General features: G+C 31.6%; 12 protein-coding genes and 3 tRNA genes. 9 read left to right on the top strand and 6 right to left on the bottom strand.

What is annotated here, in order from left to right; all coding sequences use genetic code 11:
* Position 1 precedes the first annotated feature (1 nt).
* The 6 genes from RMO70_RS16750 (at position 2) to RMO70_RS16725 (ending at position 6,428) form a co-directional block, all read left to right on the top strand.
* Positions 2–640, top strand: a complete 639-nt coding sequence (locus tag RMO70_RS16750) for a DUF4159 domain-containing protein (RefSeq protein ID WP_310557589.1) — start codon at positions 2–4, stop codon at positions 638–640.
* Between the two features lie 356 nt (positions 641–996).
* Positions 997–1,962: a zinc metalloprotease gene (locus tag RMO70_RS16745; protein WP_310557588.1), complete on the top strand. Its 966-nt coding sequence runs from the start codon at positions 997–999 to the stop codon at positions 1,960–1,962.
* Positions 1,963–2,526: 564 nt separating this feature from the next.
* The gene (locus RMO70_RS16740; protein ID WP_310557587.1) at positions 2,527–3,510 is read left to right on the top strand and encodes a zinc metalloprotease; all 984 of its coding nucleotides are present in this window, start codon (positions 2,527–2,529) and stop codon (positions 3,508–3,510) included.
* Between the two features lie 73 nt (positions 3,511–3,583).
* A complete protein-coding gene (locus RMO70_RS16735) occupies positions 3,584–4,672 on the top strand; it encodes an AI-2E family transporter (protein WP_310557586.1) in 1,089 nt (362 codons plus the stop codon).
* Positions 4,672–5,859, top strand: coding sequence for a THUMP-like domain-containing protein (locus RMO70_RS16730; protein WP_310557585.1), 1,188 nt, complete (start codon positions 4,672–4,674; stop codon positions 5,857–5,859). Before RMO70_RS16735 ends, RMO70_RS16730 begins: the two co-directional genes overlap by 1 nt.
* Entirely contained in the window at positions 5,856–6,428 is a 573-nt protein-coding gene (locus RMO70_RS16725; RefSeq protein WP_310557584.1) for a hypothetical protein, read from the top strand. Before RMO70_RS16730 ends, RMO70_RS16725 begins: the two co-directional genes overlap by 4 nt.
* Here the strand turns inward: RMO70_RS16725 and RMO70_RS16720 are convergent, their stop codons facing one another.
* The 4 genes from RMO70_RS16720 to RMO70_RS16705 form a co-directional block, all read right to left on the bottom strand.
* Complete coding sequence (locus tag RMO70_RS16720; protein WP_310557583.1) at positions 6,429–7,061, bottom strand: M15 family metallopeptidase; 633 nt, start codon at positions 7,059–7,061, stop codon at positions 6,429–6,431.
* A 79-nt stretch (positions 7,062–7,140) separates the two neighbouring features.
* Positions 7,141–7,214: transfer RNA gene (locus RMO70_RS16715), tRNA-Arg, on the bottom strand.
* 8 nt (positions 7,215–7,222) lie between these two features.
* Positions 7,223–7,297, bottom strand: a tRNA-Pro gene (locus tag RMO70_RS16710).
* A gap of 11 nt (positions 7,298–7,308) precedes the next feature.
* A tRNA-Ser gene (locus RMO70_RS16705) sits at positions 7,309–7,395 on the bottom strand.
* A gap of 257 nt (positions 7,396–7,652) precedes the next feature.
* On the opposite strand from RMO70_RS16705, the gene RMO70_RS16700 reads away from it, so the two are divergent.
* Positions 7,653–8,828 carry an acetyl-CoA C-acyltransferase gene (locus tag RMO70_RS16700; protein WP_310557582.1) on the top strand — a complete coding sequence of 392 codons (1,176 nt, stop codon included), beginning with the start codon at positions 7,653–7,655 and terminating at the stop codon, positions 8,826–8,828.
* An 82-nt stretch (positions 8,829–8,910) separates the two neighbouring features.
* Complete coding sequence (locus tag RMO70_RS16695) at positions 8,911–9,672, top strand: C40 family peptidase (RefSeq protein ID WP_310557581.1); 762 nt, start codon at positions 8,911–8,913, stop codon at positions 9,670–9,672.
* Between the two features lie 51 nt (positions 9,673–9,723).
* Here the strand turns inward: RMO70_RS16695 and RMO70_RS16690 are convergent, their stop codons facing one another.
* Complete coding sequence (locus RMO70_RS16690; protein ID WP_310557580.1) at positions 9,724–10,995, bottom strand: hypothetical protein; 1,272 nt, start codon at positions 10,993–10,995, stop codon at positions 9,724–9,726.
* Positions 10,996–11,014: 19 nt separating this feature from the next.
* A complete protein-coding gene (gene gyrA, locus RMO70_RS16685; protein WP_310557579.1) occupies positions 11,015–13,555 on the bottom strand; it encodes a DNA gyrase subunit A in 2,541 nt (846 codons plus the stop codon).
* Positions 13,556–13,813: 258 nt separating this feature from the next.
* On the opposite strand from gyrA, the gene RMO70_RS16680 reads away from it, so the two are divergent.
* On the top strand, positions 13,814–16,360 hold the full coding sequence (locus tag RMO70_RS16680; protein WP_310557578.1) for an ATP-dependent Clp protease ATP-binding subunit: 2,547 nt from the start codon (positions 13,814–13,816) through the stop codon (positions 16,358–16,360).
* The last annotated feature ends 104 nt before the right edge of the window (positions 16,361–16,464 follow it).

Below are 16,464 nucleotides of genomic sequence, written 5' to 3'. Positions count from 1 at the left end.
TATGAAAAAGATACACTTCTTATTTATACTCTTGTCAATAGGAACTTTTGCCCAAGAAATAGCATTACTTAAATATAATGGTGGTGGCGATTGGTATGCAAACCCAACATCATTGCCTAACTTGATAAAATATTGCAATCAAAATATTAATACTAAAATAAAAAGCAAACCAGCAACTGTAACTCCCAGTAATGCAGATATTTTTTCATATCCCTACATCCACATGACGGGACACGGAAATGTGGTTTTTAATGATATCGAAGTGGAGAACCTTCAAAAATATCTTCTTTCAGGAGGATTTCTTCACATTGATGACAACTACGGTTTGAATGAATATGTGCGAAAAGAAATTGTAAAACTATTTCCTAATAATGAATTGGTAGAAATTCCTGTAACGCATCCTATATTTCAAAAACCGTATAGTTTTCCTAAAGGACTACCAAAGATTCATGAGCATGATGGTAAAAGACCACAAGCTTTTGGAATATTTATTGAAAACAAGTTAGTGCTACTTTATACCTATGAATGTGATTTAGGAGATGGTTGGGAGGATACTGAGGTTCACAATGACCCAAGAGATGTTCGTGAAAATGCCTTAAAAATGGGTGCAAATATTATGAATTTCATTTTCAATAATTGATATTTATAATTTATGGAAAATGAAATTACAAACCTTACAAACAAAATGAAAAATTTATAATTTGCATTTCAATACAATAAAGTTATTAAATTTAGTTATTTGATAATTTTTAAATAAAAAAAATAGTAATAATTTAAAATAAATGATTTTTTAATTAAAAATTTTCAACATTGATATAATCCTGAGTACTCATATTTATCAACTATTTAGCAAGTTATTAACATAATTAACGGTATCATTTCTAAATAAATTGAAGTTTTATTTGAAATAAAATTTTGCAGATAACAATTTTTTTTATAGTATTGTGGAAGAATTAACTAAAATTCAAAAAAATTATTAACCAAACCAACCAAATTATGAAAAAATTAGTATTGAGTGCTTTAGTTCTTGTATCTATGTTTTCTTGTCAAAAAGAAGATGCTGCTGTAACTCCAGAAAATACTGCTTCAGCAGTAAGTAACATTGGACATAGAGCCTGTGCATCTCAAGATGTTTTAGAAGAAAATTTAAGACAAGATCCAAAATTAGCAGCAAAAATGCAAGAAATTGAGGATTTTACACAAAAAGCCATTAAAAGCGGGAACCGTATTGTAAATGGTAAAATTGAAATTCCAGTTGTTTTCAATGTATTATACAGAACAACATCAGAAAATGTTTCTTTAACACAACTTCAATCTCAAATTGATGTTTTAAATAAAGATTTTAATGGTTTAAATTCAGACTACAATACTGCAAATAATCCTTACTCAACTGTAAGAGCAAATGTTGGAATTTCATTTGTATTAGATCAAGTTATTAGAAAGTCTACAACCAAAACTTCTTGGGGAACTAGAGACGCAATGAAAAAATCTTCTGGAGGAGGAATTTCTCCAACATCTCCAACTACAAAATTAAACTTTTGGGTTTGTACTATAGGTGGTGGAATTTTAGGTTACGCACAATTTCCAGGCGGTTCATCAAGCACTGACGGTGTTGTATGTGATGGGAAATATGTTGGTCTTTCTGGATCAGCTAATGCACCTTTCAACTTAGGAAGAACTGCAACTCACGAAGTTGGTCACTGGATGAATTTACGTCACATTTGGGGTGATGCTACTTGCGGATCAGATTTAGTTTCTGATACACCAACTCACAATGATGCAAATTACGGTGTTCCAGCTGTTGGACACAGAAGTACTTGTTCTGGCGCTCCACTTGAAATGTATATGAACTATATGGACTATACTGACGATAGAGGAATGTACATGTTCTCTTTAGGTCAAAAAACAAGAATGGATGCTGTATTTTTAGCTGGTGGCTCAAGAGCTTCATTCAGACTATAATCTGTCAACCTAAATATATTTAAAACTCGCTCTTGTAGCGAGTTTTTTTTATTATATTCGAATAGGACATCCTGAATAATTTCAATCTGACTCGACCCACGTTCACAAACGCCTTAACTCGCCTGTTAAAATTGCGCAAACAACAATGAAAAATATAAAATTGAATACCGTTATAATGCTGTAAAGCAAACCCTAAATGGATTATCACTAATGCAATCCTAAACAATATGGATTAAATTAAAGAATATATAAATACTATTTTAATAAAACTATTGCTATAAACATTAATTATTTATCATTATTTTAAACTAATAAAAGAAAATAATTCAAAATTAATTGATTTTTATTGTAAATACTATCAACATTACATAAGTATGAAAGCCTCATATTTATCAACTATTTTGCAAGTTATTAACATAATTTGTGTTATTTTTTAGATAAAATTAAATTTTATTTGAATTAAAAAATTTGAAATCAATTAAATTTTTTATAGTATTGCAAAAGAATTAATTAAAATTCTAATAAAATCATTAAACCAACCAAACCAACAAAACCAACCAAATTATGAAAAAATTAGTATTTAGCGCTCTTGTGCTTGTATCTATGTTTTCTTGTCAAAAAGAAGATGCTAATGTAACTCCAGAAAACACTCCTTCGGCAGTAGCTATTAACAAAGTTAGCCTCAGGGGTTGTATAACTCAAGAAATGCATGAATTAGATTTAAAGAAAGATCCAAGTTTAGCTAAAAGAATGGCAGATATTGAAGAATATACTAAAAATGCAATGTCTCAAGGCAGAATTGTAAATGGTGTATTAGAAATTCCTGTAGTATTCAACGTATTGTACAGAACGAGTACTGAAAATATTTCTCTTGCCCAATTACAATCTCAAATTGATGTATTAAACAAAGATTTCACTGCAACAAATAGCGATATAAATACAGCAAACAATCCATATAGCTCAGTTAGAGTTAACGTAGGAATTAGATTTGTTTTAGATCAAGTTATTAGAAAAGTGACAACTAAAACAGTATGGTATTCTGAAGATCAGTTTATGAAAAGTACTGCAAATGGTGGTATTGCTGCTACATCTCCAACTACAAAATTAAATTTCTGGGTTGTTAACAATTTAGAAAGTAGAACTCAAGGACAATTATTAGGATATGCACAATTTCCTGGTGGTGCTTCTTCAACAGATGGTGTAGTTTGTGGACACTATTGTACTGGAACTGGTGGTACTACTTCAGCACCGTTTAATTTAGGTAGAACTGCAACTCACGAAGTTGGTCACTGGATGAATTTACGTCATATTTGGGGTGATGCTACTTGTGGATCAGATTTAGTTTCTGATACCCCAACTCATAATGCACCTAATGGTGGTGTTCCAGCAGTAGGACACAGAAGTACTTGTTCTGGTGCTCCATTAGAAATGTATATGAACTATATGGATTATACTGACGATAGAGGAATGTATATGTTTTCTATTGGTCAAGCAAACAGAATGCTTACAATATTTGGGACTTCAGGTTCAAGAAGCTCTTTTAGATAATCAATATCAAAAACATAATAAAAACTCGCTTTTATAGCGAGTTTTTTTGTTATATTCGTTTAAAATTTTTAATATGACATCAAAAATAATTGCAAACGGAATAGTTAGAGCTATAGGAATTATAGTTGGTATTTTATTGGCTTTATTTTTTATATATGAAATTCAGTCTGTACTAATCTATCTTATCGTTTCAGTAATCTTAGTATTGATAGTAAATCCACTAGTTGAATTTTTAAAAAAAAGATTGAAATTTCCAAACATTTTAGCTGTAGTTTTCACAATGTTTTTTATTGTATTGTTATTAGTTGGCTTTATTATGATGTTTATTCCTTTACTAGTTGCTCAAGGCGAAAGCTTATCCTTATTAAATATTGTAGCCATTGAAAACAATATTTTAGAGTTACTAAATAAAATTGAAATTTACTTAACCAATCATAATATTGACGCCTTAAAACTAGTCAAAGAAGCAAAATTTACCTCACAATTAGATTTTAATTTCATTCCAGATTTTCTAAATTCTACTCTTGGTTTTTTAAGTAGTTTCGGAATGGGAATGGCATCAGTACTGTTTATCACTTTTTTTATATTGAAAGATAAAGTACAATTTATGGTTGGAATCAAAAAAATCATTCCAGATACTCACGAAGAAAAAATTTTAAATTCATTAAGTAAATCAAATGAAATGTTGAGTCGCTACTTTATTGGTTTAATTATTCAGTTGTCAATCGTGTTTGTCTTATATCTTATTGTTTTACTAATCTTTGGAGTTCAAAATGCACTTATAATTGCTTTTTTATGTGCCATTTTAAATATTGTTCCTTATGTTGGACCTCTTATTGGTTCAATTCTAGCCGCTATACTAACAATGATTAGTAATTTAGGTGGTGATTTTCAAAACGATATTTTACCTACTACCCTATTTGTTTTATTAGGTTTTTGGATTGTTCAAATTATAGACAATAACATTTCACAACCCTTAATTTTTTCAAAAAGTGTAAACTCACATCCATTAGAAATATTTTTAATCACATTGATCAGTGGCTTTTTATTTGGAATAACGGGTATGATAATAGCCATTCCGTTTTATACTATGCTGAAAATTATGGCTAAAGAATTTTTCCCTGAAAATAAAATCATTAAAACCATTACTAAAAACATATAATGCAATCGTTATTATTGAATCCCGAAATTCAAAAGTATATTAATGAAAATTTAGAAAATAGTATTACTAAACTTTCCTTACAAAAAAATCCTTTCCCTGAAATAAGCTATTCTGAAATAATCAATCAAATTATTTCCAAAAATAAATCTAAAGAAAAACTACCTACTTGGTTTACTAAGGAAAATATAATTTATCCAAGTAAGATTTCAGTCGAACAATCATCGTCAGAAAAAACTGCAAATTATAAACTAGAAATTGTTTCAGGCGAAAGTCTAATAGATTTGACGGGCGGTTTTGGTGTTGATGATTATTATTTTTCAAAAAAAATAAAACAAGTATTTCATTGTGAATTAAACACAGAATTATCTAAAATTGTAAAACATAATTTTGAAATTTTACAACAAAAAAATATTCAATGCATCCAAGGCGATAGCTTAGAAATACTAAAAAATTTAAACCAAAAAATAGATTGGATCTACATCGATCCTTCCAGAAGAAGCGATGTAAAAGGAAAGGTTTTCTTACTCAAAGACTGTTTGCCTAATGTCCCTGAACTTTTAGATGATTATTTTAATTATTCTAATAAGATTTTAATAAAAACAGCTCCAATTTTAGACATTACAGCGGGATTGAATGAGTTAAATTTTGTAAAAACAATTCATATTGTAGCTGTAAACAATGAGGTAAAAGAAATTTTGTGGGAAATAGAAAATAATTTTGAAAAACAAATTACAGTTAAAACTATCAATATTTTTAAAGAAACGGAACAGCGATTTGATTTTGTTTTAGAAAACGAAAAGCCAATGTTGAAATACGTTTTACCAAGAAAAATTCTCTATGAACCCAATGCTGCAATCTTAAAATCGGGTGCTTTTAATTTAATTTCAAATCGTTTCGAAGTGGAAAAATTGCATCAACATTCCCATTTATATACCTCAGACGCAATCGTTGATTTTCCAGGGCGCATATTTAGTATCCAAAAAACATTTGAATACACAAAATCAGCAATGAAAGAATTTTTAGCCAATACAAAAGCAAATGTAACAATCCGAAACTTTCCTGAAACCGTAGAAAATATTAGAAAAAAATGGAAAATAAGCGATGGTGGAAATAATTATATTTTTTTTACTACAGATGCAAATAATCGTAAAATTGTTATAATTTGCGCCAAAATTAATAACCAATGAGAATTACACAATTATTTTTCTTACTCTTACTTCAAAATTCCATTTTTGCACAAAAAAATCCTTGTGAATATGCAACAAATTTAACCGATTCAATAGGCACAATCAAGCAAACAAAAGGTTACTTGGTATATGAGAAAAATTTTGGAAACACTAGTCAATATATTTTTCTTTCCTTGCTAACTGAAAATGATACTCCAAAACTAAATTTACAAATCATTCAAAAAAGTCCCGATTTTATTGCTCCAAAATGTGTGGATAAAAATTCAAAAGTATATTTTCAATTATCCAATGGAAAAATATACACTTTTGTAAGCGAAAGTGAGAATAAATGTGACAATCTCTATTATAACAATCAAGAAAAAGTGAATAACCGATTGTTAGATTCTGATTTTTTATTCCGAAAAGATGATTTTGAAGATCTAAAAAAGTTCAGCATCTCATTAATGAGAATTAAATATGCCTCTGAAACAATTGATTATATTTTACCTAAAGAATTAAACTCGGAAAAATTAAACGAAATTTCAGAACCAGAACGATTTTTCATAGCTAATTTTTCTTGTATTGAGTAATTAATCACATTTCCAAGTAAAGTTTGATAATTTGTCTTTTTTTGATCCAACTAAAGTATAGTGCCACCATTCTGAATCTAAAGATTCAAAATTATTTTTCAGCATAATTTTTTTTAATAATTTTCTGTTTTTAAGAACTTTTTTTGATAATTTTTTATTCAAGTGGCTAGATTCTGGTCCAAAAAAATCAAATACTGTTCCCATATCTAATTCTAGACCATCTTTATCAACAAGAGTAATATCAATAGCTCCACCACGGTTGTGAATAGAGCCTTTAGAAGGATTGGCAACATAATTAGGATCTGAAACAATAGTCCACATTTTTTTTTGTACATCCAAAGGCCTGTAACAATCAAAGAGCTTTATTTTAAATCCTTTTTTTTGAAATTCTTTATTAGCACTAATTAAGTTATTAATGGTTTTTAACCTTAAATAACAAGAAGCACAATCATATACTTTAGCTTTTAAAAAATTATCAGTAGTTGCATATTTCATATCCAAAACAAAATCTTTGCTAAAATCAGTAAGATTAACAAAAGTAGTATCACTAATTTGAGATTCTGCATTTTGAGATTTTAGTGAACATAAAGTAAACAATGCAATTGAAATATAAATAATAAAAGTGTATTTCATAGAAATTATTTTTTTTACGAAAGTAAGAAATATTTGTAATAAAAAATCCTTTGATTTCTCAAAGGATTAATAAAAATTGTGACCCAGTCAGGATTCGAACCTGAGACCTACTGCTTAGAAGGCAGTTGCTCTATCCAGCTGAGCTACTGGGCCAATTTTTGTCGGGGTGGCAGGATTCGAACCTGCGGCCTCCTGCTCCCAAAGCAGGCGCGATAACCGGGCTACGCTACACCCCGAAAAGAAAAAGCGGAGAGTGAGGGATTCGAACCCTCGGTACAGTTTCCCATACGCATGTTTAGCAAACATGTCCTTTCGGCCACTCAGGCAACTCTCCAAAAAAAGAACTTAATGCTCCTTTTAAGCGGTTGCAAATGTAACTCTTCAAACGAATATTACCAACTTTTTTTTTGTTTATTTTATGTTATTTGCAACATAAATATCAAACACATTATAAATCAAGGTTATATAAAATAAGATTTATGAAATTAAATATTCGATATCTATAAAAATAGTATCAAATATTGTTGATAATCTAGTTTATATTCTTCTTAAAATTATTAAATTCGCACAATAATTTCAGAAAAAATCAAAATGAAAAAAATAGTCATAGTTTCAGCAGTTCGTACACCGATTGGGAGCTTTATGGGAGCTTTATCCACCATACCAGCACCACAACTAGGTGCAATTGCCATTAAAGGAGCGTTAACCAAAATTAATTTGGATCCAAGCCTAGTTGATGAAGTATATATGGGGAATGTTGTTCAAGCTGGTGTTGGACAAGCTCCTGCAAGACAAGCTGCAATTTTGGCTGGCTTATCAAACCATGTTGTTTGCACCACAATTAACAAAGTATGTGCTTCAGGAATGAAAGCTGTTATGATGGCTTCTCAAGCTATTCTATGTGGTGATGCTGAGATAGTGGTTGCTGGTGGAATGGAAAATATGAGTATGATTCCTCATTATGTTCAAATGCGAAATGGCGTTAAATTTGGACCAACAACAATGCTTGATGGAATGCAAAAAGATGGACTTGTAGATGCATACGATAATCAAGCTATGGGTGTTTTTGCTGATTTGTGTGCCTCAGAGTATAAAATCACCAGAGAAGAACAAGATGATTTTGCAATACAATCTTACACTCGTTCTACAACAGCTTGGGAATTAGGAAAATTTGATAATGAAATTGTACCTGTAAGTATCCCACAAAGAAAAGGAGACCCAATAGTTGTTTCTAAAGATGAAGAATTCACTAATGTGAAATTAGATAGAATTCCAACTCTAAATGCCGTTTTCACAAAAGAAGGAACTGTGACTGCTGCAAATGCCTCAACTATTAATGATGGAGCAGCAGCTATGGTTATAATGAGTGAAGAAAAAGCAATAGCTATGGGATTGAAACCATTAGCATATATTAAAGGATATGCAGATGCAGCACAAGAGCCAAAATGGTTTACAACTGCTCCTGCAAAAGCATTACCAAAAGCCTTAGCTAAAGCTGGAATTTCTCAAAGTGAAGTGGATTTTTTCGAATTTAACGAAGCTTTTTCAGTAGTTGGACTTGCTAATTCAAAAATACTTGGTTTAGATAATAACAAAGTAAATGTAAATGGAGGAGCTGTTTCATTAGGTCATCCGCTAGGTTGTTCTGGAGCAAGAATTATTGTTACTTTGCTAAACGTTTTAGAACAAAATAAGGCTAAAATTGGTGCCGCAGCAATCTGTAATGGTGGCGGTGGCGCATCCGCTATTGTAATTGAAAGAATCTAAAAACAATTAAAAATTACGAATTAAAAATTAAAATCTAACTTATAATTTTTAATTCGTAATTTTTAATTTTTAATTTAATATAATGTTTGGAATTTGTAATTTAGCCAATATCCCTTTACGTTTTGAACCAAGTGATCGAAGTGAAATTGTATCACAGGTATTATTCGGTGAATTTTTTACTATATTGGAAAAAACACCGAAATGGTCAAAAATTCAATTGGAATTTGACGACTATATTGGCTGGATTGATAATAAGCAATATAAAGATCTTAGTTCTGAACAGTACTCACAATTATCAAAAGATAGTATTATATTAAGTAATGATTTGATAGAATATATTACAGATTCATCCAACTTATTAATGCCGATTCCACTTGGATCATCATTGACTTTTTTAAATTATGATGGAATTAATACCGATAATTTTGCCTATGAAGGCCTAAAAACAAGCGGGATAAAGCCTAAAATGGAACTTCTAAATAGTGCTTTTTTGTATCTGAACGCACCTTACTTATGGGGTGGTAAAACACCTTTTGGTATTGATTGCTCTGGATTTACACAAATGGTTTACAAACTAAACGGCTATAAATTGCTTCGAGATGCATCACAACAAGCAAGCCAAGGTGAAGCTTTAAGTTTTATTGAAGAAAGCGAACCTGGAGATTTAGCTTTTTTTGATAATGAGGAAGGAAATATTATTCACGTAGGTATTATTATGGAAGATAATTATATCATTCACGCCAGTGGCAAAGTTCGTATTGACAGATTGGATCATCTTGGTATTTATAATGCTGAATCAAATCGACATACTCATAAATTAAGAGTTATCAAAAAAATTGTATAAAAAAAGGCGCTAAAATAAAGTTTTAGCGCCTTTTTTATAATACAAAATGTTTTATTTTGAAGCTTTTAATGCTTTGTATTTATCATCCATATCAAGAGCTCCATAAATACCCAATAATGTAGCTTTTACTTCTGGATCATTTACAAAAAGTTCATGTGCTTTTTCTAAATACGTCAATGCCGATTTATACATGTTTTTTTGTTTTAATTTCAATGCGTCGTATTTTTTTGTATCTTCAGCTGACATACCCAATTTACTCATTTGATCCACTAATTCTTTGTCGCCGTCTAATTTTAAAATGGCCAAATTCAAATAAGCTTCTTTATATTTTGGATTCAAATCGATTGCTTTCTGATAATATTTTTCAGCTTCAATCTTTCCAGGTATTGTTTTAGAAGAAATTACACCTAGATTGTAATATAAATCTGCATCATTTGGTTTTTTAATCAATAATTCAGTAACCAGTTTTTTATACATATCAAACTCATTTGTTTTAAGGTATAAATTTGCTTCAGTAAGAATCAATGAAGTGTCATCAGGATTTTGGTATCTAGCATTAACAATGGCTTTTTTTGCGCCCTTAATATCCCCTTTTTCAATAAGAATTTCTGTAATGTGCTTGTAAATTTCTCCTCTCTTAGACGGAACTGTTTCTGTTTTAGGCGTAGAATGAGTACCTAGTTTTATAGACATTTCTCTTTCTGCTATAGAATTAAAAGTTTCTTCTTGATTGGTAGCTTTATTTTTAGCAGTATAAGTTGTCCCCTTTCCAGAATAATTAATTTCTTTCAATTTAGTATAATACTCAAGAGCCAGATCCAAATCTCTAGAATTTAATGCGCTTCCTGCTGCATAATACAACATAATTGAATCTCTTCTTTCTAGTTGGTATACTTGGTATAACTTTAACGCACTTTCTTTAAATTTTTTGTCTTTATCATCTGCAAGAGCACCATTAAAAAGTACTTCTCTGATTTCTTTTAAAGAAGCTTGTGCAAGTACGGTATATTTTGGTTTATCCGATGTGCTTTCAATAGCAACCAATTCATTATAAGATTTTGCAGCTTCTAATAAATTTTTATCCGTATCTACATTCTTTTTTGACTGATCGTAAAGCGCATTCCCTTTAAGAAAATAGAATTGTGCTTTTGTGGCATCGTCTGCATTAGTAATTAAATATTCTGCTTCTTCCAAAGTTCGTTGAGCTTCGTATGAATGACCCCCTCTAAGTGATTTTTCAGCTGATTTTAATTCTTCTTTCTGTGCAAATGTTACAACAGAAATTAATATTGATGTTGTTAAAATTAAATTTCTAAATTTCATTTGTTCTATTTTAAATTAATTATTCTTGAGATTCTGTTTCTTCAGAACTTTCATTGCTTGTTTCATCAGATGAACTTTCTTCAGAAACTTCTTCTTCTACTGATTCGTCAACTATTTCTTCTTCTTCACGCAATACTTTGGCAACAGCCGCAATAGAATCGTTACCTTTGATATTTATCAAACGAACACCTTGCGTGGCACGTCCCATAACACGTAAATCAGACACCATCATTCTGATTGTTAACCCAGATTTATTGATAATCATTAAATCATCAGCATCTGTAACACTATTAATCGATACAAGAGCTCCCGTTTTTTCTGTCATATTAAGGGTTTTCACTCCTTTTCCTCCACGGTTTGTAATTCTGTAATCGTCTAATGAAGAGCGTTTTCCATATCCGTTTTCGGTCACTACTAAAATTTCACTTTCCATATCGTTTACAGAAACCATGCCAATTACTTCGTCTGCATCATCTTTTAAGGTAATTCCACGAACTCCTGAAGCTGTTCTTCCCATTGGACGGGTTTTGCTTTCTTCGAAACGAACCATTTTCCCAGAGCGTCCAGCAATCAAAATCTGACTTTCGCCATTGGTCAATTTAGCTTCTAACAAGGCATCGCCTTCTTTAATGGTAATAGCAGCAACACCATTAACACGTGGTTTAGAATATTTCTCTAATGAAGTTTTCTTAACTTGACCTTTTTTAGTCACCATAATCAAATTATGACTCTTTATATAGTCTTGATCTTTCAAATCTTGGGTGCAAATAAAAGCAGTCACTTTATCGTCACTTTCAATGTTGATTAGATTCTGAATAGCTCTACCTTTTGCCGTTTTACTTCCTTCAGGGATTTCATAAACTCGCATCCAGAAACATTTCCCTTTTTGAGTAAAGAACAACATATATTGGTGGTTGGTTGCTACAAACATTTGTTCCAAGAAATCGGCATCACGAGTTCCAGCTGATTTTTGACCAACTCCTCCTCTATTTTGAGTTTTGTATTCAGAAAGATTGGTACGTTTGATATAACCTGCATGTGAAATGGTGATTACCACATTTTCATCGGCAATTAAATCTTCGATACTCACATCTCCACCAGAATATTCAATTTGTGAACGACGAGCATCGCCATATTTCTCACGCATATCCTCTAATTCTTCTTTGATTAAAGCCGTTCTCAAATTGACATCTGCCAATAATCCTTGTAAATATTCAATCAATTTTTTAATTTCTTCATATTCAGCTCTTAACTTGTCTTGTTCTAGACCTGTTAATTGACGCAAACGCATTTCAACAATGGCACGTGCCTGAATGTCAGATAATTTGAAACGTTCGATTAATTTTTCTTTGGCTTCATCCGTATTTTTAGAAGCACGAATCAAGGCAATTACTTCATCAATATTATCTGATGCAATAATTAATCCTTCTAAAATGTGTGCTCTTTCTTCTGCTTTACGTAAATCAAATTGTGTTCGACGAACCACAACATCGTGGCGGTGTTCTACAAAATAATGAATCAAATCTTTTAGATTCAACATTTGAGGACGACCTTTAACCAATGCAATGTTATTAACAGAAAATGAAGATTGTAATTGTGTAAACTTGTATAAAGTATTAAGGACAACGTTTGGTGTAGCATCACGCTTCAAAATATACACAATACGCATACCATTTCTATCCGATTCATCACGAATATTTGATATTCCTTCTATTTTTTTATCGTTTACCAAATCAGCAGTACGCTTAATCATATCTGCCTTATTGACTTGATAAGGAATTTCAGTTACAATAATACATTCACGACCATCCACTTCTTCAAAACCAACTTTGGCACGCATTACAATACGACCACGACCTGTTTTAAAAGCTTCACGAACGCCTTCATAACCATAAATAATTCCACCAGTAGGAAAATCTGGTGCTTTAATATGATGCATCAATTCGTCTATCTCAATATCATTATTTTCAAGATAGGCTAATGTTCCATTTATAACTTCTGTAATATTGTGTGGAGGCATATTGGTAGCCATACCAACTGCAATCCCTGTAGCTCCATTAATAAGTAAAGTAGGAACTTTAGTAGGCATTACTTTTGGCTCATATAAAGTATCGTCAAAGTTTAACTGAAAATCAACAGTTTCTTTTTCAATATCTGCCATAATATCTTCAGAAATCTTACGCATTCTAGCTTCTGTGTAACGCATCGCCGCAGGGCTATCGCCATCTACAGACCCAAAGTTACCTTGACCATCTACTAAAAGATAACGCATGCTCCACTCTTGTGCCATACGAACCATAGCATCGTAAACCGATGTATCGCCGTGTGGGTGGTATTTACCCAAAACTTCTCCAACAATTCTTGCCGATTTCTTATGGGCTTTATTTGAAAAAACTCCTAAATCATACATACCATATAAAACCCTTCTGTGAACTGGTTTTAAACCATCTCTTACATCGGGCAAGGCACGTGATACAATAACCGACATCGAATAATCGATGTAAGCTGTTTTCATTTCGTCTTCAATGTTAATTGGGATTAACTTTTCTCCTGTAGACATACTTATATTACTGTTTAATTATGTTAATTTAAAAATCCTGCTAATATAAGCTTTCTAGATTATTCTTTGAATAGAAATGTGTAGAAATTTCTTCTTTTTATTAACAAATTACGATACGGTTTTAGTTAATAAATTATGACATAATTAACTCTTATTTTCAAATATTTTTTGTCAATTAGCTGTCAATATATTTAGTAGGGAATGATTTTTGCTTTTGAATTGATAAATTACTAAATTTACATTAATAATATATATTTTATGGATGATAATTTTTCACCTAGAGTCAAAGATGTAATTACTTACAGCAAAGAAGAAGCCTTGCGTTTGGGTCACGATTTTATTGGTACTGAGCATTTAATGTTAGGTATTTTGCGTGACGGAAATGGCAAAGCAATTTCTATTCTAAATAGTCTTTCTGTCGATTTAGAACACTTGCGTAGAAAAGTAGAAATATTAAGCCCTGCAAATCCTAGTGTAATTGTAGGTAACGATAAAAAAAATTTACATCTCACAAGACAAGCAGAAAGAGCGTTAAAAACAACGTTTTTAGAAGCTAAAGTTTTTCAAGCCACTTCAATAAGCACAGCGCACTTGCTTCTGTGCATATTAAGGAATGAAAATGACCCAACAACCAAGTTGCTCAATAAATTACAAATTGACTATGATATAGCCAAAGAACAATATTTAACTATGATGCCAAACGAAGAAGATTATCAAGATAATTTCCCTAAAAACGAATCCCAATATGGAGATGATTCAGGACAAGATGACAGTTTAAAAGGCGATAATTTCAACAATCCTGCCAACAAGTCGAACAAAAAATCCAAAACTCCTGTTTTAGATAACTTTGGGAGGGATTTAACAGAAATGGCTGAAGAAGGAAAATTAGATCCTGTTGTAGGTCGAGAAAAAGAAATTGAACGTGTTTCGCAAATTTTAAGTCGTCGAAAAAAGAACAATCCTTTGCTTATTGGTGAACCTGGTGTTGGTAAATCTGCCATTGCAGAAGGTTTGGCTTTACGAATTATCCAAAAGAAAGTTTCAAGAATTTTATTTGGGAAACGTGTTGTGACATTAGATTTAGCAAGTCTAGTTGCTGGTACAAAATACCGTGGACAGTTTGAAGAACGTATGAAAGCGGTAATGAACGAATTAGAAAAGAACGATGATATTATTCTTTTTATTGATGAAATTCACACCATAGTTGGTGCTGGAGGTGCTACTGGTTCACTTGATGCTTCAAATATGTTTAAACCTGCATTAGCTAGAGGAGAAATACAATGTATTGGCGCAACTACGCTTGATGAATACCGACAATATATAGAGAAAGATGGAGCGCTAGAAAGACGTTTTCAAAAAGTGATTGTAGAACCTACATCTGTAGAAGAAACCATTACAATTTTGCACAATATTAAGGACAAATACGAAGCACACCACAACGTAAATTATTCCGACGAAGCTATTGAAGCTTGTGTAAAATTGACTGACAGGTATATGTCGGAACGATTTTTACCAGACAAAGCTATTGATGCCCTTGATGAAGCTGGCTCACGTGTACACATTACTAATATTGAAGTTCCAAAACAAATTTTAGATTTAGAACGTCAATTGGAAGAAGTTAGAGAATTGAAAAATTCTGTTGTAAAAAGACAAAAATATGAAGAGGCTGCTAAACTTCGTGACGATGAAAAACGAATCGAAAAAGATTTAGCCATTGCACAAGAACAATGGGAAGATGATTCTAAAAACAATCGAATTGAAGTTACAGAAGATAATGTTGCCGATGTAGTTTCTATGATGACAGGAATTCCTGTAAATCGTATTGCTCAGACCGAAAGTAATAAATTAGCTAAACTACCTGAACTAATTCAAAATAAAGTAATTGGACAAAATGAAGCGGTTTTAAAAATTGCTCGTTCCATTCAAAGAAATCGTGCTGGACTGAAAGATCCAAACCGACCAATTGGTTCGTTTATTTTTCTTGGACAGACAGGTGTTGGTAAAACTCAATTGGCAAAAGTTTTAGCTAGAGAATTGTTCGACTCTGAGGATGCGTTAATACGCATTGATATGAGTGAATATATGGAAAAATTCTCTATTTCCCGTCTCGTTGGTGCGCCTCCAGGATATGTAGGTTATGAAGAAGGTGGACAATTGACTGAAAAAGTACGTCGCAAACCCTATTGCGTGGTACTTTTAGACGAAATTGAAAAAGCGCATCCTGATGTTTTCAATATGATGCTACAAGTTCTTGACGATGGCTTTATGACGGATAGTTTGGGTCGAAAAATCGATTTTAAAAATACTATTATTATTATGACTTCCAATATTGGAGCGCGTCAATTGAAAGATTTTGGTCAAGGTGTTGGTTTCGGAACTGCTACACGTGTTGCAAATGCGGAAGATAATTCTAAAAGCATTATTGAAAATGCTTTAAAGAAAACATTTGCACCAGAATTTTTAAATAGAATTGATGATGTTATTGTATTTAATGCCCTTGAAAAAGAAGATATCAACTCGATTATCGAAATTGAATTAGCTAAATTGTATACAAGAGTGAAAGATCTTGGTTATAGCTTAAAACTTTCTGATGCTGCCAAAGCGTATGTTGCCGAAAAAGGTTTTGACAAACAATTTGGTGCAAGACCATTAAAACGTGCCATTCAGAAGTATGTTGAGGATTTATTAGCCGAAGAAATAATTACTTCAAAAATTAATATTGGTGACGAAATTTTTATGGATTTTGAAGAAGGGGAAACCGAACTTTCCATTAAGGTTTTGAAAGCGGAAACGCCAAGTAGTTAACTTTTGCATTTTATTAAAATAAAAATCGGGATAATACCCGATTTTTTTATGCTTTGACACTTAAAAATTTGTAGAAATGGTTTTGGGTAATAAAGCCATCAAAT

This window comes from Flavobacterium sp., from assembly GCF_031422135.1.
Lineage (GTDB): Bacteria > Bacteroidota > Bacteroidia > Flavobacteriales > Flavobacteriaceae > Flavobacterium.
The sequence above is the reverse complement of the archived record's forward strand: the minus strand, read 5'-3'. Positions and strand labels throughout refer to the sequence as shown.

What these genes read in the sequence shown, in the direction of transcription:
- RMO70_RS16750 (WP_310557589.1), top strand. Translation starts at nt 2, where the DNA reads ATGAAAAAGATACACTTCTTATTTATACTCTTGTCAATAGGAACTTTT.
- RMO70_RS16745 (WP_310557588.1), top strand. Translation starts at nt 997, where the DNA reads ATGAAAAAATTAGTATTGAGTGCTTTAGTTCTTGTATCTATGTTTTCT.
- RMO70_RS16740 (WP_310557587.1), top strand. Translation starts at nt 2,527, where the DNA reads ATGAAAAAATTAGTATTTAGCGCTCTTGTGCTTGTATCTATGTTTTCT.
- RMO70_RS16735 (WP_310557586.1), top strand. Translation starts at nt 3,584, where the DNA reads ATGACATCAAAAATAATTGCAAACGGAATAGTTAGAGCTATAGGAATT.
- RMO70_RS16730 (WP_310557585.1), top strand. Translation starts at nt 4,672, where the DNA reads ATGCAATCGTTATTATTGAATCCCGAAATTCAAAAGTATATTAATGAA.
- RMO70_RS16725 (WP_310557584.1), top strand. Translation starts at nt 5,856, where the DNA reads ATGAGAATTACACAATTATTTTTCTTACTCTTACTTCAAAATTCCATT.
- RMO70_RS16720 (WP_310557583.1), bottom strand. Translation starts at nt 7,061, where the DNA reads ATGAAATACACTTTTATTATTTATATTTCAATTGCATTGTTTACTTTA.
- RMO70_RS16700 (WP_310557582.1), top strand. Translation starts at nt 7,653, where the DNA reads ATGAAAAAAATAGTCATAGTTTCAGCAGTTCGTACACCGATTGGGAGC.
- RMO70_RS16695 (WP_310557581.1), top strand. Translation starts at nt 8,911, where the DNA reads ATGTTTGGAATTTGTAATTTAGCCAATATCCCTTTACGTTTTGAACCA.
- RMO70_RS16690 (WP_310557580.1), bottom strand. Translation starts at nt 10,995, where the DNA reads ATGAAATTTAGAAATTTAATTTTAACAACATCAATATTAATTTCTGTT.
- gyrA (WP_310557579.1), bottom strand. Translation starts at nt 13,555, where the DNA reads ATGTCTACAGGAGAAAAGTTAATCCCAATTAACATTGAAGACGAAATG.
- RMO70_RS16680 (WP_310557578.1), top strand. Translation starts at nt 13,814, where the DNA reads ATGGATGATAATTTTTCACCTAGAGTCAAAGATGTAATTACTTACAGC.